Genomic DNA, 20,536 nt, shown 5'->3' on the forward strand with positions numbered 1-20,536 from the left:
ATAAGGGCTTTACAATATAAGCGTGGATGTTTATATTGCTCCCCATTGCGGAGGGGTGGCCGAGCGGCTGAAGGCAGCGGTCTTGAAAACCGCCGATGGGAAACCATCCGAGAGTTCGAATCTCTCCTCCTCCGCCATCTCAATGCCTTCTAGCGTCTCCTGAAGTCTCCTTAACTTCCTTTGATCCACTAAAAACAAATTTCCTAGTCAACAGTTTTATTCATAATTGTTCAAATTTCTGTTTGTATAAAGAGTATTGAGCATTATTGTAACCTCTAAATATTTCGAATAGATTATGGTTGAATATATTTACGACTGGGGACAATCAATATGATGATTTATTGTTATGATGACAAAATAAGTGAAATTAAAATAGAACAACTCACCAAATTGTTATATAGATGTGTCCTTGGTGGGGCAAGTGTTGGGTATACTGACGCAGAAACTCAAGTAGATGATATGAGAAATTATTGGCTTAGTGTTAATCACTCATTATCAACAAATACGTTTAAATTAATTACTGCAGTGATTGACGGACAAATAGTCGGTGTTGTTGGTCTTGAATTATGCACTAAACCAAATGGCAAACATCGTGGGGAGATTTGCAAACTATTAGTATCCCCTGATCATAGGCATAAAGGAATAGCACAGCAATTGATGCAAAAGGCTGAACAAATAGCATGGGAGAGAGGGATAACACTTTTAACTTTAGATACCATTACAAAAGGTATGACGGTGAGTCTATATCGCTTTCTTGGTTGGCAAGTTAGTGGTGAAATTCCTGAGTTTGCTCAAGCAGTTGATGGTAAGTTTGAGGCTACAACCATTATGTTTAAACTTAAGCCTGAGAGTAATAGTTAAATAAAAATAAGTTAATGTCATTTTGCTATATATGATATTTTTCTAAATACACCAAAATAAGCCCCAGTCCTAGAGCTTATTTTTAAATTAACGATTAAAAAATTTAATTATTAATAATCGTTAATGTACTAAATGATGAATAAGATATTGTATTCATCATTTAGTAGCTTATTAACTCTATTTCCTTTATAGAATGAGATAGTGACTGCTTTAATTGTTGATTAATTTTTAATTTACCAACCACAAACATTGGCTTCTTCATCCATATCATAACCACGGACGATATTGATTAAATCTTTAACCATTAGACTCGCCATATCAGGATCAAGTAAATCTTTTATCTCGCATTCTTTATCCACTGAAACACCATTATTTTTATTGGTGAGCGTTAAAGTCAGCGCTTGGGCTGAGAGATCTATTTTGCCCTTTAATTCGTTAGTTAATAACAAAATTTCTTTAGCGGCAACATCAGGAATATAAAGTATCTTAGGATTAAGGAAGATTTTCTCTGCTTTATCATCACTGTTATCACAAATAAGTGTCAATAAATAACCTTTATTATCATTTTCCATAGTCATTTTTAACCTTCAGCAAGTATTTTGGGGTCAACATAAAAGTCGATATTAAACACGGTGTCTTCAGTTTGTGCTTCAATTCTGTGCCAAGTTTCTGGTGGAAATACACCAAACTCACCCTCCTTAATCACTAAGGTTTCGGTAGGCTTTGGGCTATATTGATCGGCATAGGCATAATAAATAATAGTGCCTTGCATCACGGATAATCTAGGGTATACCCCTTGCTGGGTGCCTTTGTCTAAATGTCTCTCCCAGATTGATTTAGGGGCTGTCTCCCTTGTCCAAAAAGGCGTTGTTCGTATATGAATATAGTTTGTGGGAATAATGATACGTTTCATTGCTTCTCCCTTATTATTGCCAGTTATTTTGTTGCTTTTTCTCTTAGTGAAAATAAAAAACAGAGATAAATCACCTGATAAATTATTTCTTCTTTGACCAAAATTTACCGCCAATAAAGAAGTATTTCAAATGCAATTTAATGATATTTAGATGATTAGTTATTCGATTTAGCTCTAACTATTTGTTTTTATTTATTTAAAAATATTTTAATAAATAAAAAATTTTTTAAGTTTAGCCTTCTAATAAACTTAAATAGGGATTTATGAAACTTATTTTGGTTAACAAAAAAGCGTTCTCTGTCCTATAATCTATAGATGTAGGGTATTTAATGTTTAACATAATCGAGATATCACTATGGAATTAAAGGATTATTACGCCATTATGGGGGTAAAACCCACTGATGACATGAAAACAATTAAAACTGCTTATCGCCGTTTAGCGAAAAAATATCACCCAGATGTAAGTAAAGAGCCAGATGCTGAGGAGCGTTTTAAAGAAATAGCGCAAGCTTGGGAAATTCTTGGTGATGAACAGCGTAGAGCTGAATATGACGAACTTTGGGCTCACCGCAATGATCCGAAATTTAAACAATTTACACAGCACAACAATTCACATTCAAACCAACAAAGTTTTAGTCAGGAAGATTTTGACGATCTTTATGCTTCTTTCTTTGGCCAAGGTTCACCTTTTGAAGGGCGCCATTCACGTCAAGCACCTAGACAACGTGGACAAGATCTAGAAATTGAATTACCAGTTTTTCTTGAAGAAGCACAAGAAGAGCATAAGCGTACCATTAGCTACCATTTACCGGTTTATAATGTCTTTGGCATGATAGAGAAAGAAATTCCTAAGACCTTGAATGTCAAAATTCCTGCCGGTGTTGTTGATGGACAACGTATTCGTTTAAAAGGCCAAGGTACTGCTGGGGAGAATGGCGGAGAAAATGGTGATTTATGGCTAACTATTCGTATTGCACCTCACCCATTATTTGATGTAAAAGGGCATGATCTTGAAATTGTGGTTCCTATTGCACCTTGGGAAGCCGCATTAGGTACTAAAATTGCTATTCCTACACTTAAAGATAAAATTTTACTTACTATTCCTCCCGCTAGTCAGGCAGGTCAACGCCTGAGAATTAAAGGAAAAGGCTTAGTAAGTAAGCAAAAGAGTGGTGATCTCTATGCCATTTTGAAAGTCGTCATGCCACCTAAAGTGGATGAAAAAACACATTCATTATGGCAACAACTCGCCGAAGCCCAAGCCGATTATAATCCACGTAAAAACTGGGAGAATAAATAATGGCACAATTAACAACAATATTTACTATGACTGAGCTTTGTCATCATACTGGTGTTTCCAAAGAGGAACTTCAAGAAATTGTTGAATTAGGGGTTATTGAGCCTGTAGAAATTACCACACAGGAGTGGTTTTTCAATGATGATGCAGTTGTTGTTGTACATCGGGCGTTAAAACTTCATCGAGAGTTAGCATTGGATTGGCATGGTATTGCAATCGCCTTGACATTGTTGGATGAAAATGAACGATTAAAGCAAGATAATAAACAACTTCGACAACAGCTTATGCGCTTTATTAATAATGAATAAAGTGTCAGATAATATATCGCTAATTGCTTGAGAAAAACTAACTATAAAAATATAGAAATAATTTTTTAAAGCAATTAGCGTATATCTTATATAATAAGAGTGATTCGTTATTAGGTTATTATTCACTCGTTTCTAAGGTCAATAATGAAAGCCACCTCAGAAGAAGTCCAAGTTTTTATTGCAGTAGTTGAAAGTGGTAGTTTTACACGTGCTGCAGAAAAATTAGCATTAGCCAATTCTGCTGTTAGTCGTACAGTAAAAAAACTTGAGTCAAAGCTAGGCGTTAATTTATTAAATCGGACTACGCGACAATTGAGTTTAACGGAAGAGGGGGAGCATTACTTTCATCGTATGCAAGTTATCTTGCAAGATATGAAATTAGCTGAAGATGAATTAATTAATACACAAAAAACACCACAGGGTCTATTACGTATTGATGCCGCAACGCCGGTTGTTTTGCATCTACTGGTGCCTTTTATTAAACAATTTCAGCAAAAATATCCTCAAATAACCCTCTCTTTAGTTTCATCTGAAACATTTATCAATCTTATTGAACGTAAAGTAGATATCGCGATTAGAGTCGGTAATTTAACGGATTCCAGTTTACGGGCAAAACCACTATTGAATAGTTATCGGAAAATCGTTGCGACCCCGGACTATCTCGCCCGTTATGGACAGCCTAAAATCGCAGAAGATCTGCTTGACCATACTTGTCTAACTTTTACTGAACCAGTATCACTAAACACATGGCCTATTGAGCGAGATAATGGACAATTATTAGAAGCTCCTATGGGAATATCGTCGAATAGTGGAGAAACGATAAGACAATTGTGTCTCGAAGGTAATGGTATTGCTTGCCTTTCCGATTTTATGGTGGTTAATGATATCGAAAATGGTCGATTTATCGAATTATTCCCCGATAAGCTGCAACCCATCGCAATGCCTTTTAATGCCGTTTATTATAGTGAAAAAGTGGTTAGCCAACGCATCCGTGTATTTATTGATTCTCTGAGTGAGTATATTGCTAAAAAAGTAGGTTAAGATATATAGGTGATAAAAATAATATCACCTATATTACGATTTAAATTGGTTAATCATTAATCCCAATGAGGCGCTAAACCTTCTGGGCTAACTAAACGATCATGACAATCTAACTTTGCAATCGCTTGTTTATCTTCACTATCCAATTTGATATTTACGCTGAGTAAATTATTGGCTAAATTTTCACGTTTTGTTGAAGATGGAATAACAGAATAACCTTCATTCATAGCCCAAGCTAAAATGATTTGTGCTGGTGTTGCATTGTGTTTTTTAGCAATGGTTTGTATTGTTTCATCTTTTAATGCTTTGCCGTAAGCTAGAGTCATATAAGATGTAATATGAATGCCATGCTGTTTAGCCCAATTTACCACTTTATGATTTTGTAAATAAGGTGATAATTCGATTTGGTTTGTTGCGATATTTTCAACACCAACGGCAGCAATAGCTTGTTCCATTAATGGAATGGTAAAATTTGAAATACCAATTTCTCGCGTTAATCCCATCTGTTTCGCAGCTAATAACTCTTGCATAAATTCTTTAACAGAAACTGCATCATTTGGTGATGGCCAATGTACTAGAGTTAAGTCAACATAATCTGTTTGTAAATCACTTAAGCTTTGTTTCAAACTAGGAATTAATTTATCTTTACTTAAATTTTCTACCCAAATTTTTGTTGTGATGTAAAGCGCATCGCGAGATATACCACTTTCTGAAATAGCTTGTCCTATAGCAGCTTCATTTTCATAAATTTGTGCTGTATCAATAGCACGATAACCTAGTTCTAGTGCAGTTTTTACAGAATTTATAACCGCATCGTCTTTTAAGCGAAAAGTACCAAGACCTAAAACGGGAACACTCATACATCTCTCCTGAAAATGGTAATAATAGTAGGGGAATTAAGTTGATATTTGTGACACCTTATTGGGTGTCTCATCGTCATGGTGGACAGTATAGTCTTTTTTATTGTTCTAAAAACAAGCTATAAAGCAAAAGACTTTTGTGATAAAAGCAATAATCAAATATATCAGTTTATAGGGAATAAAAAGTTCTTGGTATAAACATAATTAAAAATAAAATAATAAATTTATAATTATATTTTAGGTAAATAAATACGTTTTTTTATTAACGATATATCATATGATTATATTTTAATACACAATTCAACCAACATGGTTTGCGATATTTTTTAATATTTGACTACATCATATAATATTATTTGATTTTATATGCACTATAAAAAATGGTTGTTAGGCTGATGCGATTTTTATTTTTTAAATAGTTAATCATTGAGATGTTAATCACGGTAATTGAATGTTTCTCATTGCTAATATTCTGCAGACCAAAAAATATCAAGTTTTTTACTCTAAAATAGAGATAATTAATTGAGATATAAATTATAAATAACAAGCAAATGAGGCATTATATGTTTTTATTTAAAAAAGCTGTTATCGCTTTGTCAATTAATATCGCATTAGTTTCTTCGGCTCTGGCCTGCACAACGTTATTAGCAGGGAGTGAAGCAACTAATGATGGCTCTTTGATTGTAGCTCGTAGCGCAGATAGTGATGCTTTAAAAGCACAACATTTTGTTATTCATCCAGCCAAAAGCAATCAGACTGGCATTTATAGCACTCAAGCCCATCATGGCGCTAATAACTTTACTTATCCACTACCTAAACACTCATTACGTTATACCACTGTACCTAATTGGAAAACTCAATTGCATGGTGCAACGGGTTTTAATGAGCTAGGCGTTGGGGTGAGTGGTACAGAATCCATTTTTGCCTCACCTAAAGCATTGGCGTTCGATCCTTATGTTGAAGATACGGGGATCACTGAAGATGATATTCCAGATATTTTACTCTCAAGGGCAAAAACTGCCCGTGAAGCAATTGAATTACTGGGGAACATCATCGAAACACAAGGTGCGGGAGAAGGGTTTGGGGTTGCCGTCGTTGATAAAAATGAGGTGTGGTACCTAGAAACAGGTACAGGTCATCAATGGATGGCGCAAAAACTACCAAAAGATAAATATTTTGCGACGGGTAATCAAGGGCGTTTACAGGCTTACCATACAGATAGTAATGATAATTTAGGTTCTAAAAACTTAGTTGAGTTTGCAATAGAAAAAGGACTTTATGATCCTGCCACTGATGGCGAATTTAATTTTTCTAAAGCCTATACGCGTGATGATGAACGTGATCTCACTTATAATTACCCGAGGGTTTGGGTTATCCAGCAACAATTTAACCCTTCTCTGAAACAGAATGTGGCAGATGGTCGTCAATTTGCGCCTATGCTGACACCGGAGAAAAAAGTATCAGTAGAAGACGCCAAAGCGATGTTACGCAACCATTTTGACGATACAGAACATGATCCTTATACCAATGGATTGAATGGCAATGAACCATGGCGACCAATAAGTGTGTTTCGTACTTATGAATCTCATGTGATGCAAGTAAGACCTGAATTACCGCAAGAGATTGGTGAAGTGACTTATGTTGGTTTGGGAATGGCTGATCTAACCGCTTTTGTTCCTTATTACAGTGGATTAAAAGCATATCCGCAACACTATGCTATTGGAACAGATAAAGCAGATAATGACTCTATCTATTGGAAATATCGTAAGTTACAAACATTAGTAATGACAGATTATCCTCAATTTGCTCCTATTGTTAAAAAAGCATACCAAGAATGGGAAGCTAAAACAGCATTAGAACAAAAAGAAATGGAGGCTAACTATTTGTCAATGAGTAAAAAGAATAAAGCAGCAGCGGATAACATGCTGAATGAATTTAACTTACGTGTAATGGCTGATGCAGAGCAACTAACTGAAAACTTAACTAATCAACTCTTTACTCTTAAAACTAAAAATATACAAGATGGGATCTTTTTTGCTAATCAATCTAAAAAAGATTAATTACTTTAACGTATTATAAATATTAAAAAGATCTCAAGATGCGTAATCAGATTGAGATCTTTTTATTTTTATTAGCGACTAAAGAACAGGAATATAGTAACTAATTTCTTGTAGATGCTGCTCACTATGTCCGATTAACTTATCATAGCTAACCGATTGTTTTAAGGTATAGCGCTCAATATCTGGACCAGATCGACGTAGCAAATTCATCTTTGGTAATACTTTGGTATAGACAGTATAAATAATATCATCATACCCGGTGAGGGAATCTAAAATATTATCCATCTCAAAAGTAATAACTAAATATTTCCCATTGGGTAATTCTACTTTAGACATAGTGGAAATATTAGCAGAGCTTGTTAATTGTTCTTTACTTACTGCTGTTGTATAAATATAAGTCGTATCATCTAGCGAGCCTGCAGAAGCACGATGTGTGGCATACATTTCTGTAGGGATGGTATGTATTTCTTTTAAAAACTTCTTCCAGAATTCTTTTCTAAATTTTTTCTTATCATAATTCCATGCTGAAATATTTTTATTGTATTGATGAGCCATACCTATCAACTCTTTAGAAGGCAAGGTCATTACTTCATATTTTGCTTTAAGTTCAACAGTTTCTAATGCTGGAAAGATAAGTTCACTAATATCCCAACCTTGCTTTTTCCTGTATTCAGAAGGAGTGATATTAAATTGTTTTTTAAACGCACGACAAAACGTTTGTTGCGAATCAAAATGGTATTTTAAAGAAATATCTAAAAGGCTACTACGAGTGATCCTCAACGCATAAGCGCCACAAGATAAACGGCGTGCTAGGACATATTTGCCTAAAGATATTCCTGTATATGCTTTAAATAAGCGCTGGAAGTGCCACTTGGTATAGCCTGATTTTTCAGCAATAATATCTAATGATAAACGTGAATCTAAGTTTTGCTCGATCCAAACAATGATATCTTTAACTACATTTTCTTGAAGCATTGATCTTCCCACTATTTCACTTTATCGATATTATTAGATTAATCTATTGAAAATTAATCAAATTATTATTTGACAATAATATCATATTAGGCAGATTCTGTTACTCTAATTAAGGTAAAAGTTAATAACAATAATGTAAAGTTATGTATTTGAGTTGGTTTCTCCTTAAAAATTAAGCTAGTAAAACTAATCTAGACTATTATACGGTGTGAAATAATTGCTTAGAAAATCGCTTATTTCTTTATATTACCCCTATAATTAAATACGGAGATATCTTATTTTTTATTTTATAAAAGCTATCTAACCTAATTGGACTAACCATAGTTACTTTAATTATTTTAGGAGATGTAAATGCGTAAATTACTTTCTATCTCTGCAATTGCTTTATTAACTTCAATTATTGCAACGCCTGCATTAGCTGCTAAAACAGAAACTTACGACTGTGAAGGGCAAAAAATCAGAGTTTCTTTCCCTAATGATGATTTGGCCGTAATGGATTATAATGATGAATTAATCGTGTTAAAATCTGCCGTCGCTGCAAGTGGTGCGCGTTATGTTGGAGAAAGTTTCCAACTGTGGGGTAAAGGTAGTGAAGAGTTCAATTTAGCGACGATGTCAGAAGATGAAATAGTTAATGATCGTATTGCTGAAGATACAGGGCGTACTTGTAAAATAGTAAAATAATTTAATGATTATTTATTGAGATAAAGGCGAGCTAGACTCGCCTTTATTTTTAAGTCATTATATATTTTTTATCGGCAGTTTGTTAGGATATCTAAATATCGATTATTTTATCTCAGATAAAATATAACTGTATAAATCAATGCATACTGAGAGTTAAAATGAAATCTTATCCTTAGCTAGTTTCAATATTAATTTTAATATCAGTTTTAATAAGAAACTGAAAAATAATTATTATATCTATCATTTTTTAATGACGGGTATTCTATCTATAAATTAATTTTGGATACAGTCTAATGAAAGTTACAAGTGCCGAAAAACATGCATTGTTATTACCAGATAATCGAACGTTAACTTGGTATGAATCTGGCCCATCAGATGGTCAACCGGTATTATTCTGCACAGGTGCAGGGATGAGTGGGCTATTAAGTATGGATGCTGATCTGTTAACTAAGTTAAATATTCGACTTATTACACCGACTCGTCCTGGTTTAGGTGAATCAACTTTTGATCCTAAAAAGACATTAAAATCGTTTTCTAGCGATGTATTATTCTTATTAGCATATCTTAATATTAAGAATATCAGTGTGATAGGATCCTCTCAAGGTGCTGTTTTTGCAATGGCCATTTGTTACTATGGTAAAGTGGATAAGCTGGCAATTGTTGCTGGTCAAGATCAACTAGATTATCCTGAAATAAAAAAACTGTTGTCCAGTGATGTGGTTAATATGCAACAACAGGCATTATTCGATCCTGATGGATTAAAGACCTGGATCATTGAAAATATCACCGCTGACTGGTTAATGGATTTTATTTTGAATTATAGTGCTGATGTTGATTTGGCTCTTTATCAAGAAAATAAATTTTTTCCTGTTTATCAAGCTTGTATGAAAGAAGCATTTAAATATGGAAATAAGGGCTATGCTCAAGATTTATTAATCACGATGCAACCTTGGGGATTTACTCCAGAAATGATTAGCACACCTACAACATTATGGTATGGACTAAAGGATACGAGTACTGTTCACTCGCCTGATTTTGGCAAGTTATTGTCTCAACGTTTTCCCCATGCACAACGTTATGTCTATGATAATGAAGGTGGCTCTTTGTTGTGGACTAAAACATCACAGATTTTAACTAATCTTATTAGTTAATCTGAGCAAATAAGCAATAAAAACAGTAGATGGTATAAATATATCAGTAGATATTGATTGTTTTGTAAAATTATCAGTATCTACTTTGAGTAGGCTTATTCCCAATAAATAGCTATCTATTTGTAAAGGTTAACAATTTCATGGTAAATAAATCAAATAAAAAATAAATTTACACTTCTATAAAAAATAAAAGTGAAAATAGTTTGCTATAAAATAAATTCTATGACTTAATAGCGTCATTGGTTTGGAAGTACAGACCTATTTATGTTAGTCCAGTTTTTAGTAGTTCACCGTTTAGCGCTATCCTTGATACCTCTTCGTTGCGAATTCCTTCAAATAGTACCCATAAGTAAAAATCCGAAATCAAACCGCAATTAGCCTTATGGCATAACTAAATTTATTAAAGGAAATTCTATGTCTAATACAATGACTGGTACAGTAAAATGGTTTAACGACGATAAAGGCTTTGGCTTTATCACACCTAAAGATGGTAGCAAAGATGTATTTGTTCACTTTTCAGCAATTCAAAGCGATAGCTTTAAATCACTGAAAGAAGGCCAAGAAGTATCATTCTCTATTGAAAATGGTGCAAAAGGTCCAGCAGCTGCTAATGTTATCGGTCTGTAATAATTATGGATTATTGCGTCTAAGACTTAAAGACACTTATATAAGTGTATCTTACTAGACGAAATAACTTAAAAACCTCACTGATGTGAGGTTTTTTTATATCTATTATTTGCTAATAAAAATAAATTTTATTCTAACTGATATTATTAAAGTTTGGTAAATATTCACCATACATAAAAAAAGAAAATAAAAATAATTTTACTTACTTTGCTATTACATATTTTTCCAAAAAGATTAGAATAAAAGCAATCAGAAAATAAAGCTATGACTGGTAGTTTTTTTTTAAGAAAAGAATAGGAAAAAGCCGTTTAAAATAAACTTATATAAGATAAATGGTAAATTTTATTAAGTGGTATTCACTAAGTAACTTATCTTAAATAAACTATCTTAAATAACTGTTGTCTAAATTAACTTAAGCTTAAAAGAAGTCTTTTAAGTGACGAAAGGACAAATCTTGTGTACGCTAAAAATTCTTTTTCACTACATCTGTTACACCCTAAATATTTTCTTACTTGGCTAGGCGTATTTATTCTTTTTTTATTAGTACAATTACCTTACACGTGGCTTTTATTCTTAGGAAAACATTTAGGATTACTATCGCGTTTTTTTATTAAAAGAAGAGTTTCGATAATAAAGAAAAATTTAGAGTTATGTTTTCCGAATAAAAGTAAAAAAGATATCGATAAGCTAGTTATGGAAAATTTATCAGCATTAGGTATCGCTTTATTCGAAACTGGCATGGCATGGTTTTGGAGCGATAACAGACTGAAAAATATCTATCAAGTCGATGGAATAACAAATTTTACTGAGGCTAATCGAAAGCATACCGGTATTTTGTTGATTGGTATTCACTCCATGTCGTTGGAGCTTGGAGGGCGTATTATGGGGTTGTGCTTCCCTGTAAACGCAATGTATCGGCCTCATAATAATAAAGCGATGGAGTTTATTCAAACTAGGGCAAGATGCCGTTCTAATAAAGGTATGATTGATAGACGTAATTTAAAGTTTATGGTCACTGAATTAAAAAAAGGGAAGGCCATTTGGTTTGCACCAGATCAAGATTTTGGTTTAAAAGGAACCACCTTTTCACCATTTTTTTCGGTTAAGGAAACGTCTACTTCAAAAGGTGCTGTTATATTAGCAAAGTTATCAGGAGCTCCTTCTTTAACGGTAACATTGGTACGTAACCATGGTCATGATGATAAAAAATATAGCTTAATTATAGGTAAAGAGCTTCATAATTATCCAACAGAAAATATTCAAAATGATACAGATAGAATGAATCATCTGATTGAAATTGAGATTATGCGAGCGCCAGAGCAATACTTATGGGCTCATAGACGTTTTAAGACCAGACCCAAAGGTGAAGCCAGTTTTTATTAATAAAAAAAGACCAACACATTAAGTGTTGGTCACAGTAAATACTGGAAGCAATGTGAGCAATGTCGTTGCAAATAGTTTAGTAAAACACTCAACTATTCACGAGTTAAAAGATAATCATTCTCAACTAGATTGTCAACCTTAAAGTTTATAAGGGGATAAGTAGTGTGAGGGTAATGTAAAGGCCTACTCTAGATGCCTTGGTGCCTTGTATAATTTTTTGTTTTTAATAAGATACATAAAAATTGGTACAGACTAAGGGATATTATGCAGAGTTATCACTCTCTATCGGCTCAAGTTTATCAATTGGATAAACCGATAGGATGCAGTTTCGGCGATGTTGAATACTATCAACAGCGATTAAAAGATGTTAAAGGTAAAATTTTAGAGCCGGCAGTAGGAACAGGACGTATCCTTATCCCTTTATTGCAATCAGGTTTTAATATTGAGGGATTTGATCTTTCCGAAGAGATGCTTGAATTTTGTAAGAAAAATCTAATCGAGCATGGGTTTACAACCAACTACGTAACTCAAAATAATTTAGTCACTTTTGAAGTCAATACCCCTGTCGAGGCTATTATTATTCCTACAGGGACATTCCTCTTATTAAATACCCAACAGCAGGCGATCCAAGCCTTAAAACAGTGTTATCAAGCGCTTGAGTTTGGTGGGCGCTTATTGGTTGATATTAGTCTTGCCCATCATTTTGTTAAAGGTGAATGTACTAGTCGCCAATTTAATACACCAGAAGGCGATCTAATTACCTTACAGATAATTAATGCTGAAATTGATTATATAAATCAGTTAACTACTTCACACCATCGTTATGATAAATGGCGAGATGGCAAGATCATTGAAAGTGAATGGGAAGTTTTCAGCTTAAAATGGTTTGGTGTGTCTGAATTTGAACAAATACTACGCTTGATTGGTTTTAAACAGATCACAATATCAGCCGATTACCAGTATCTGCAAACCCCCAGTAATACGACAGAAATTATGACTTTTGAAGCGTATAAAAAATAGCATTAAATAATAAGAGGCTGTATTTAAAGCTAATTTTTTATAGCCTCATTTATTTCGCCTTTCTAAAGTTAATCAGAATATTGGCAGTTGTATTTTTATGTGTGGAATTATAACGTTGTAAGGCGTCCTTTTAAGGAATAACTCACATGAAAATACCCACTTTATTAAAGCATGGCTTAATAGCTACTTTGACCTTTATGGTTTCTTTGAATTCCTTCGCCGATCCTGGAAATGGTAAAGGTAATGGAAACGGAAACGGTAATCCTCATAGTCATCAAAATCAAAGAGGTAACAACGGTTTTAATAAAGGACATCAGAACGTAAACCAACAAGATGGATTTTCTTCACAACTGCGTATTGATAGTCGAGGAGGGCTCTCTGTCTCAATCACTTATGATGATGCAAGAGCATTAGCAATAAAGAACAATCTAACTGGATATAAAGGCCTTCCTCCGGGAATAGCAAAGAATTTAACAAGAGGTAAGCCATTACCTCCAGGTATTGCGAAAAAAGCCGTACCCAGCATTATGCTAAGTCAGTTACCGCATTACGATGGATATGAATGGCAGATAGTGGGTAATGATTTGGTGTTAATCGCAATAACTACATCAATTATTGCCTCTGTTATTAATAATGTTTTTGATTAAGGTAAAACATAGCCTCATTTTAATGTCATGTTATATCTGCTTCAAAACTATAAAACCTTCCTACTAACAGGGAAGGTTTTATGTTTATTGAAATGCAAAAATAAAAAAAAGACCAACGCTAGGAGAGTTGGTCAATAAATACTAGAAGCAATGTGAGCAATGTCGTTGTGAAAGACCGAGTAACGCACTCAACTATTCACGAGTTAAAAGATAATCATTATCATTTGAGTTGTCAACCCCACTGAAATTGTGACTACTATTTATTGATATAAAAAACCAAGTAATTAGCTATTTTATAAAAACAAGTGTTGGGTTTTTATTAATAATAACAAGTAGATCTGCTTCTTTATTACAATTAATCGCCTTTTCTATGGCACGCATTTTTTTTATCTTTTTTGCTAAATTCTTAACATGCTGAGAGCGTAATGACATTGTTGGTTTAACCATGATATTTCTCCTTAGTAGTAGAAGAGATAACAATAGTAGGGATATTGACTAAATGCAAATGATAATTAATATCATTTGGTGGCTATTAATACCCTCACTTATTAAATGTGATCTGTATGGAGCGTTTTTATTGCAGTTTTTCTTGTTTTCCCCGTCAACAGACTAAAAAATAAGGATAAAGTACTTGAGATAAATTTTTTATTAGAACTACCTTCTGCAAATATTCTATTTAGTGCTATAAATCTCAATAATTAATATCAAAAATTACTCCGTAAATATAGAGGTATTATATTTTGTATAATTTATATTTTAACCATACTTCATTTGAAATTTTTTATATAAGTAGTATGGTAGTTAGCAGCTATTAAAAAAATAGCAAAGAAATAAAAAATTTATTTTTAACAAATCTAAGAGGAACCCATTTACTCTAAAATAATTGAGGAAAATTATAATGGATAATAGTGATAAGTTTTTTTCTAACGATATATGTCCTAAAACTGCTTTATATGGACAATTTTATGGGAATGATCAATACGCAGGCCGTGAACACGAAAGAAAAATATACTACGGCAGAAAATTTCCTAAAACTAAAAAAGGTTATTATTTTAAAAAGCTAATGAATTTTTAATAATAAAAATCACTATATTAAATAATATATATTTTCGAAGTGTTTATAAGATGGGTAGTCTTATATAAGGTTATCCATCTTGGATGAATTTATATATTTATCTGTGGATATTATATAAATATAATAATTTAAAAGGTATAGTCCGTTTAGACTATACCTTTAGTGTTATTTTATCGAGCAATTAATGCAAATACCCCCCAGCCTAAGTATTCTCGTGTAAAACTAACATGACGTTTAGGGGCTATAGTCAATTCTGTTCGAATTTCTTGAGCAAAATCATCGGCACTATTTTTGTCAAGCCAACGGCGCATAGTCATCCATTTAGCAGCTTCATATCTATCCCAACCCTCTTGATCTGCCAGTACCATTTCGACTAGATCGTATCCTTGATTGTCGAAAGAGATAACAAGCTCAGATAAAGTTAAAAAATCTGATATGGATGAAGCACCACAAGCTTGTGCTATCTCTTGTGTTGTTGGAATTTGCCGCCAATATGGTTCTCCGATAAGAATAAGCCCACCTGTTTTAATACTTTTTGCTAGTAGCTCGATAGTTTCAATTACACCACCAGCAATCCAAGTTGCTCCTATGCATGCTGCTATATCACATTTTTTATCACTAATATAATCTGAGGCATCATGATGGATAAAATGTACTCGATGGCTGACGCCTAACTCTTCTGCTCTAGATTTTGCTTGTAAAGTAAACAGCGGGCTTATATCGATGCCAATACCTGTAATATTGTAATCGTGAGCCCAAGTACATAGCATTTCACCAGAGCCACTTCCGAGATCAAGAATTTGCCAGTTTTCTTTCATTCGTAATACTCGACCTAAGGTGGCATATTTCTCTGGTGTGAAAGGGTTATGAATACGATGCTCACTTTCGCTAATAGTGAAAATACGAGGAATATCCATTTTAATTTCCTTTAATTGTTATAAAAGAGAGTGTGAACATTATTAAACCTAGTAATATTATTGATATAATATTACTATCTAATTGATTTAATTTGCTTTTTGGTTTTTTTAGAAAGGTAAGCTTATACGTTAGGATATCTAGATTTTGGCAATAATCTTTAATAAGAGTGATACAACTAGCTATAGCGCCAATAAACGTAAATTGGGTAGAAATAAGTAAAGAATAGTATTTTTGATGTGATGGATCCATACTAGAAAACCTGTTTAATCATCATATGCAATATAAGCAAACATATTGTGGTGCTTGCATGAGAATACAGCGCATTGAAACCAGCTATTCGCCCTAAAAGGTCGAAATAGTGGTTATTAGATGATTACATTTTCCAGCATCAAAGCCTCAGGTAGGAATTAAAGGTTGTTTACACTAGGACATTTTCATCGATTTTTTAGATTTGTAAATGCGTAAGTCTGTAAAGTGTGAGCCGGATGATAGTTTTATTTTGGTTGAGCCATCTATTTACAATATATCAAAGTAAAAGATAGTGAACAGGGGAACCCCGGATCTTGGCCGACGCTTATCTTGCAGACCAAACTATTTCATGCGGTGTTTTATCAGGTGTATCGTAAAACCTTGTCCTCAGTGAAGAGAGTAGTGCAGAAGCTATGTTTAATAAGAATACAAAATAACTGGTTATAAAAACAGTACTTGCTTGTGTTGTGTCCGTGATTATCTTATTATTTCTAAATCGTGGGTGACTTATTACTTACCATACTAAATTTTATCAATACCTAGGGTATACAGGTATTAAACTTATTATTTTGATAATGTGTATCTATATAGGAGGATGAGTGAAAGGCAAAAGAGTTGTTATTGTTCATGGCTATACTGCATCTCCCAAGGATAATTGGTTTCCATGGTTGAAAGAAGAGCTTGGATCATTAGGATATGATGTCAGTATACCTATGATGCCTGAGCCTAATCATCCTAACCCTAATGAGTGGCAACAAAAACTTGCCGATGAAAACATAATACTTGATAAAGATACTATTCTTGTTGGGCATAGTCTGGGATGTATAACTTTATTACGTTTTCTTTCTGAACAGGCTTGTGAAGATATAACAATAGGCGGGTATATTTTAGTCGCTGGTTTTAATAGTGAACAAAAAACTTTACCTGAGTTGAACTCTCATATTTATAATAATCTGAATTATAGTAAGTTAATTAAAATATCGGATAAAAGGGTGTCATTAATATCATCCAATGATTGGATTGTGAGTCCTGATTCATCCAAAAAATTAGCTAGTCAATTACAAACTCAAATTGTTATTGAAGAAGATGCGGGTCATTTTCTTGATAAAGAAGGCTATATTAAATTGCCAGTCATGCTTGATATTTTTAAATATATGTTGAATGAGCATAAGCTATAAATACAATGTTAGAATATTCGTCAATTGGTTTTTATCAGTCATTTAAATAAAAGAAAGAAAAGTCGCCTTTACCTTTATAAAAGGCGACTGTTTACTCAGCGTGTGGTGTTATTTAATGGCTTTTCTGTGAAACTAAAAGCCCAATCCCTGCACTAGCTAATAAACTTGAGCACATACGATTGAACACTTTTTTAGCATGTGGTTTTTTTAGCAACTTTTTCATGTGTAAGCCTAACCAAGCGTAGAGCATTATTGCAATAAACTCGAGTAACAAGAATAAAGAACCAAGTATTAGAAACTGGGAACTAGCCGGTAATTGTGGGCTAACGAATTGCGGAAGAAAGGCCGTAAAGATAAGTATTGCCTTTGGATTTCCTGCTGCAACAAAAAACTCTTGCCTTGCTAATTTGGCAATAGAGTTATTCTTCTTATTTGAATCAAATTTGAATTCATCAGTTGGGGCTTTCCATAATTGATATGCGAGCCACAAAAGATAAGCAACCCCAGCAAATTTAATTACACTGAAAATGAACTCAGATGTTTGCAATACAACAGCTAGCCCAAATGAAGCTAGAACAATCATAATCACGAATGCGAGTAATCTACCGAGACCTCCTGCACATGAACGAGCAAACCCATAGTAGGCTGCATTATTGATTGAAAGCAGGTTGTTTGGCCCTGGTGCAAGGTTTAAAGCAAAACAGGCTGGGATAAAAAGAAGTAATGTAGAAAGTTCCATATAATTCCATTTGTATTTTTTAATGTATGTTTGCAAGGTTTCTCATTCTATAAGCTATATTAATGAATTGTAGAATAATTACAGCATAAGAATAGGGCGAAAATTGGAACTTAAACAAGATAAATCTGATGTGGGTTTTACACCAGTTTTACACCAGTATTACACCAAGAAAATTCCAGACATAAAAAAACCAACCGTAAGTGGTTGGTTTTCTTAAATAAAAATGGTCGGCATGATAGGATTTGAACCTACGACCCCTGACACCCCATGACAGTGCGCTACCAGGCTGCGCTACATGCCGATTGTGCTTAGTATATTACTGTTTTTTACTGCTAAAGCAACCCCTTAGATACTTAACTGCTGTATTTTTATTCATTATAGTGACGTCAGTTGTTATTAACTTTTTACTTATAGTCTTTTTTTAATACTAACGCTCAATAAATCGTTTTTGCTCAGCCAGTACTTGCAATAATAGGCGTAAATCAGGTTTGGCGGATTGGATCTCTTTGCCTGATTTATCAAACAAAGCATATCTGCCATGTTTATCTATCATTAACGTATTATCTTGTAAAAAGACCACTAGAGTTTCATTATCACCAGTAAAAATCCAAGGGTGATTACGCGTATTAGCAAATAGATCTTCGCCTTGAGAATAGTTATCTGCAGGGCTAATAACACCTAATACATGTTGCATTAGCGTTGTCATTATATCTTGGTGGCTGGTTAGTTTATCTAGTTTTTGTGGTGTAACATTAGGCCAATGTATTACCAGTGGAACCTGCGATTGGCTTAAGTTAAAAGTATCTTTGTTAACAAGCCATTGGCTATCTTGTTTATCATTGTTCTGATGATAATTTGACGTTACGACCACAACGGTATTATCAAGTATGTTGCTTTCTTTTAAAGTAGTAAAAATGGTCTCTAATTGACTATTTAACTGTGCTTGAGAAGCTGATGTATGCTTATCACCGTTGATTTGTAAGAAAGAGAACCAAGGTGTGCTTTGTTTATTTTTTAACAACCATGAACGCCAACTATTAATCGTTGTGTCGTTATCCTCACTACGTGAAGTAGGTAGTGAGTAATCAGCCAGCACCGCTTGTGTAAATAATGGCGATTTAAATCCGTTAGTTGAAAATAGTGCTAATTGATAGTGACGATAATTTAAAGCGTCAAAGAGCGCTGAGTTTTTGCGGCTACTTAACACACTATCTAAGTAAGACGGTGAAATGCCATAAAATAATCCAAACAGCGCCGTTTCGTTATTTATGCCTGCTGAATAGTGTTGAGAGAAAGAGAGGTTATTATCAGCAAATTGTTGCAAGCTCGGTAGTTTGGCAACGTCTTCATTACCTAATCCATCAACCACAATCATAAGTAAGTTATATGAGCTTTCATCTTTAGAATAATCAAGAGGTGCAAGCGGGTAGGTGATACTCTGTGCCGCAGGATTACCCTCGCTCATTAAGCGCTGCTCATACTCAGATTGATTAATAAAACCATGCCGTTCAAGGAATTTACGTGCAGTCATTGGATAAGACAGTGGTAAGTTTGCACGTTGCATAGTAATAGGGCGATAAAAATTAGCATCTGCCCAAATAGACATAGAGTGGGATAAAATAAAGCAACTAATAAATACACAGGCTAATGGTTTTCCCCATCGCTGGCGGTTTAAGCTGCGCAGCTTTTGCCAACTCCATGTAGCAAATAGCATTTCGATAAGAAAGATAATGGGGATGCCAATAAAGATAAGTTGCCATTCTCGCGCCATTTCACCTTCATCTGGATTGATAACCAAATCCCAAACCAACTGGGTCAAATGAAGTTGAAATTGCTGGTAAACAGCTATATCAAAAATAAGTAATGTCAATCCTGCGCTAGCTAAGGCGCAGGATATCACCCTAAGTAATCGTTGCGAAACTACCACAAAGGTCAACGGAAAAAGAATAAGGATATAAATGGCAAACACGATAAAACTAAAATGGCCCATCCAACTGACAATAGCGTAAAGACGACCTGCAAAGGTACTTGGCCAATCAGCAATAAACAGGTAACGGCTCCCAAGCAAAAGACTTAGAATAATATTAAACAGCGCAAACCAGTGACCCCAACTGATCATTTGGGATACTTTTTCACGATAGGACTGATTTCTCGTTACCATGTCTATAAATATTTCTGTGTTTATTAGTGAATATTGCCTTCATCAATTGAAGCACGTAAAGCGTGAACAAAAGAGTCTGCAATCAGCATTCGTTGAGCAGGGGCAATACTTGTATTGATTAAGTTTGTCACCATGTTCCCCAACACCATCAAAGAAAGATCTGTAGGAGTATGATGTTTTTCAAGAACGCTGACAAGTTCTGCAAGTAATTGCTCAACTTGTTCATCACTATAACGGGATTTTTGTGGCATAAAATCTGAATTCCTACTAAATGGATAAAACGCTATATGTTACCGCAAGGCGTGTTATTTTTCTGCTATTAAATTAATTATTTTGCGGTTATACCCCTTGATAGTAAAAGTAGGGGATGTTTGAATACGCGCACAAAA

Annotated in this window: 21 protein-coding genes, 2 tRNA genes and 1 pseudogene; 14 read left to right on the forward strand and 10 right to left on the reverse strand. The window is 34.0% G+C overall.

Annotation, left to right across the window (positions count from 1 at the left end; translation table 11 throughout):
* The first annotated feature begins 49 nt into the window (after positions 1 to 49).
* Both HMPREF3129_RS00770 and HMPREF3129_RS00775 read left to right on the forward strand, forming a co-directional pair.
* A tRNA-Ser gene (locus HMPREF3129_RS00770) sits at positions 50 to 137 on the forward strand.
* A gap of 193 nt (positions 138 to 330) precedes the next feature.
* On the forward strand, positions 331 to 861 hold the full coding sequence (locus HMPREF3129_RS00775; protein ID WP_004247783.1) for a GNAT family N-acetyltransferase: 531 nt from the start codon (positions 331 to 333) through the stop codon (positions 859 to 861).
* 233 nt (positions 862 to 1,094) lie between these two features.
* Here the strand turns inward: HMPREF3129_RS00775 and HMPREF3129_RS00780 are convergent, their stop codons facing one another.
* On the reverse strand, positions 1,095 to 1,439 hold the full coding sequence (locus HMPREF3129_RS00780) for a DUF1869 domain-containing protein (RefSeq protein ID WP_052124586.1): 345 nt from the start codon (positions 1,437 to 1,439) through the stop codon (positions 1,095 to 1,097).
* 2 nt (positions 1,440 to 1,441) lie between these two features.
* The gene (locus HMPREF3129_RS00785; RefSeq protein WP_004247785.1) at positions 1,442 to 1,774 is read right to left on the reverse strand and encodes a TehB family protein; all 333 of its coding nucleotides are present in this window, start codon (positions 1,772 to 1,774) and stop codon (positions 1,442 to 1,444) included.
* Between the two features lie 355 nt (positions 1,775 to 2,129).
* Between HMPREF3129_RS00785 and cbpA the strand changes: the two genes are divergently transcribed.
* The 3 genes from cbpA (at position 2,130) to yafC (ending at position 4,420) form a co-directional block, all read left to right on the forward strand.
* Positions 2,130 to 3,074 carry a curved DNA-binding protein gene (gene cbpA / locus HMPREF3129_RS00790; protein WP_004247010.1) on the forward strand — a complete coding sequence of 315 codons (945 nt, stop codon included), beginning with the start codon at positions 2,130 to 2,132 and terminating at the stop codon, positions 3,072 to 3,074.
* A complete protein-coding gene (cbpM, locus tag HMPREF3129_RS00795; RefSeq protein WP_004247011.1) occupies positions 3,074 to 3,379 on the forward strand; it encodes a chaperone modulator CbpM in 306 nt (101 codons plus the stop codon). The genes cbpA and cbpM overlap by 1 nt, the downstream gene beginning before the upstream one ends.
* A gap of 144 nt (positions 3,380 to 3,523) precedes the next feature.
* Positions 3,524 to 4,420 (forward strand): DNA-binding transcriptional regulator YafC, encoded by an 897-nt coding sequence (gene yafC, locus HMPREF3129_RS00800; RefSeq protein ID WP_004251908.1) that lies wholly within the window; start codon positions 3,524 to 3,526, stop codon positions 4,418 to 4,420.
* Positions 4,421 to 4,476: 56 nt separating this feature from the next.
* Here the strand turns inward: yafC and dkgB are convergent, their stop codons facing one another.
* Positions 4,477 to 5,280 carry a 2,5-didehydrogluconate reductase DkgB gene (gene dkgB, locus HMPREF3129_RS00805; RefSeq protein WP_036920067.1) on the reverse strand — a complete coding sequence of 268 codons (804 nt, stop codon included), beginning with the start codon at positions 5,278 to 5,280 and terminating at the stop codon, positions 4,477 to 4,479.
* Positions 5,281 to 5,843: 563 nt separating this feature from the next.
* Here dkgB and HMPREF3129_RS00810 point away from each other — a divergent pair.
* Positions 5,844 to 7,340 carry a C69 family dipeptidase gene (locus tag HMPREF3129_RS00810; protein ID WP_036920069.1) on the forward strand — a complete coding sequence of 499 codons (1,497 nt, stop codon included), beginning with the start codon at positions 5,844 to 5,846 and terminating at the stop codon, positions 7,338 to 7,340.
* Positions 7,341 to 7,418: 78 nt separating this feature from the next.
* Here HMPREF3129_RS00810 and HMPREF3129_RS00815 read toward each other — a convergent pair whose 3' ends face one another.
* Positions 7,419 to 8,315, reverse strand: coding sequence for an AraC family transcriptional regulator (locus HMPREF3129_RS00815; protein WP_004251900.1), 897 nt, complete (start codon positions 8,313 to 8,315; stop codon positions 7,419 to 7,421).
* Positions 8,316 to 8,666: 351 nt separating this feature from the next.
* On the opposite strand from HMPREF3129_RS00815, the gene HMPREF3129_RS00820 reads away from it, so the two are divergent.
* From HMPREF3129_RS00820 to HMPREF3129_RS00845, 6 genes are all read left to right on the forward strand, one after another.
* A complete protein-coding gene (locus HMPREF3129_RS00820; RefSeq protein WP_004247019.1) occupies positions 8,667 to 8,999 on the forward strand; it encodes an MliC family protein in 333 nt (110 codons plus the stop codon).
* A gap of 293 nt (positions 9,000 to 9,292) precedes the next feature.
* Positions 9,293 to 10,150 (forward strand): alpha/beta fold hydrolase, encoded by an 858-nt coding sequence (locus HMPREF3129_RS00825; RefSeq protein ID WP_004247020.1) that lies wholly within the window; start codon positions 9,293 to 9,295, stop codon positions 10,148 to 10,150.
* Positions 10,151 to 10,564: 414 nt separating this feature from the next.
* Positions 10,565 to 10,777: a transcription antiterminator/RNA stability regulator CspE gene (cspE, locus tag HMPREF3129_RS00830; protein WP_004247021.1), complete on the forward strand. Its 213-nt coding sequence runs from the start codon at positions 10,565 to 10,567 to the stop codon at positions 10,775 to 10,777.
* Between the two features lie 456 nt (positions 10,778 to 11,233).
* Complete coding sequence (gene lpxL / locus HMPREF3129_RS00835) at positions 11,234 to 12,160, forward strand: LpxL/LpxP family Kdo(2)-lipid IV(A) lauroyl/palmitoleoyl acyltransferase (protein WP_017827330.1); 927 nt, start codon at positions 11,234 to 11,236, stop codon at positions 12,158 to 12,160.
* A 264-nt stretch (positions 12,161 to 12,424) separates the two neighbouring features.
* Positions 12,425 to 13,180, forward strand: coding sequence for a class I SAM-dependent methyltransferase (locus tag HMPREF3129_RS00840; RefSeq protein ID WP_004247023.1), 756 nt, complete (start codon positions 12,425 to 12,427; stop codon positions 13,178 to 13,180).
* 146 nt (positions 13,181 to 13,326) lie between these two features.
* The gene (locus HMPREF3129_RS00845) at positions 13,327 to 13,827 is read left to right on the forward strand and encodes an anti-virulence regulator CigR family protein (RefSeq protein ID WP_004247792.1); all 501 of its coding nucleotides are present in this window, start codon (positions 13,327 to 13,329) and stop codon (positions 13,825 to 13,827) included.
* Positions 13,828 to 14,115: 288 nt separating this feature from the next.
* Here the strand turns inward: HMPREF3129_RS00845 and HMPREF3129_RS18590 are convergent, their stop codons facing one another.
* The gene (locus HMPREF3129_RS18590; protein ID WP_004247025.1) at positions 14,116 to 14,274 is read right to left on the reverse strand and encodes a hypothetical protein; all 159 of its coding nucleotides are present in this window, start codon (positions 14,272 to 14,274) and stop codon (positions 14,116 to 14,118) included.
* A gap of 451 nt (positions 14,275 to 14,725) precedes the next feature.
* On the opposite strand from HMPREF3129_RS18590, the gene HMPREF3129_RS18595 reads away from it, so the two are divergent.
* Positions 14,726 to 14,902 carry a hypothetical protein gene (locus HMPREF3129_RS18595; protein ID WP_004247793.1) on the forward strand — a complete coding sequence of 59 codons (177 nt, stop codon included), beginning with the start codon at positions 14,726 to 14,728 and terminating at the stop codon, positions 14,900 to 14,902.
* A gap of 170 nt (positions 14,903 to 15,072) precedes the next feature.
* Here the strand turns inward: HMPREF3129_RS18595 and HMPREF3129_RS00850 are convergent.
* Positions 15,073 to 15,819, reverse strand: a pseudogene (locus tag HMPREF3129_RS00850) (SAM-dependent methyltransferase); the annotation flags it as partial.
* An 849-nt stretch (positions 15,820 to 16,668) separates the two neighbouring features.
* On the opposite strand from HMPREF3129_RS00850, the gene HMPREF3129_RS00860 reads away from it, so the two are divergent.
* Positions 16,669 to 17,247 carry an RBBP9/YdeN family alpha/beta hydrolase gene (locus HMPREF3129_RS00860; RefSeq protein ID WP_004247796.1) on the forward strand — a complete coding sequence of 193 codons (579 nt, stop codon included), beginning with the start codon at positions 16,669 to 16,671 and terminating at the stop codon, positions 17,245 to 17,247.
* 112 nt (positions 17,248 to 17,359) lie between these two features.
* Here the strand turns inward: HMPREF3129_RS00860 and HMPREF3129_RS00865 are convergent, their stop codons facing one another.
* The 4 genes from HMPREF3129_RS00865 to HMPREF3129_RS00880 all read right to left on the reverse strand — a co-directional run bounded on the left by HMPREF3129_RS00865 (position 17,360) and on the right by HMPREF3129_RS00880 (position 20,398).
* On the reverse strand, positions 17,360 to 17,986 hold the full coding sequence (locus tag HMPREF3129_RS00865) for a LysE family translocator (protein ID WP_036920073.1): 627 nt from the start codon (positions 17,984 to 17,986) through the stop codon (positions 17,360 to 17,362).
* Between the two features lie 224 nt (positions 17,987 to 18,210).
* Positions 18,211 to 18,287: transfer RNA gene (locus HMPREF3129_RS00870), tRNA-Pro, on the reverse strand.
* A 126-nt stretch (positions 18,288 to 18,413) separates the two neighbouring features.
* Positions 18,414 to 20,147, reverse strand: a complete 1,734-nt coding sequence (gene yejM, locus HMPREF3129_RS00875) for an LPS biosynthesis-modulating metalloenzyme YejM (RefSeq protein ID WP_017628394.1) — start codon at positions 20,145 to 20,147, stop codon at positions 18,414 to 18,416.
* Between the two features lie 23 nt (positions 20,148 to 20,170).
* Positions 20,171 to 20,398, reverse strand: coding sequence for a YejL family protein (locus HMPREF3129_RS00880; protein ID WP_004247042.1), 228 nt, complete (start codon positions 20,396 to 20,398; stop codon positions 20,171 to 20,173).
* Positions 20,399 to 20,536: the final 138 nt, after the last annotated feature.

It is taken from the genome of Proteus sp. HMSC14B05, from assembly GCF_001808035.1.
GTDB classification, from domain to species: domain Bacteria; phylum Pseudomonadota; class Gammaproteobacteria; order Enterobacterales; family Enterobacteriaceae; genus Proteus; species Proteus mirabilis.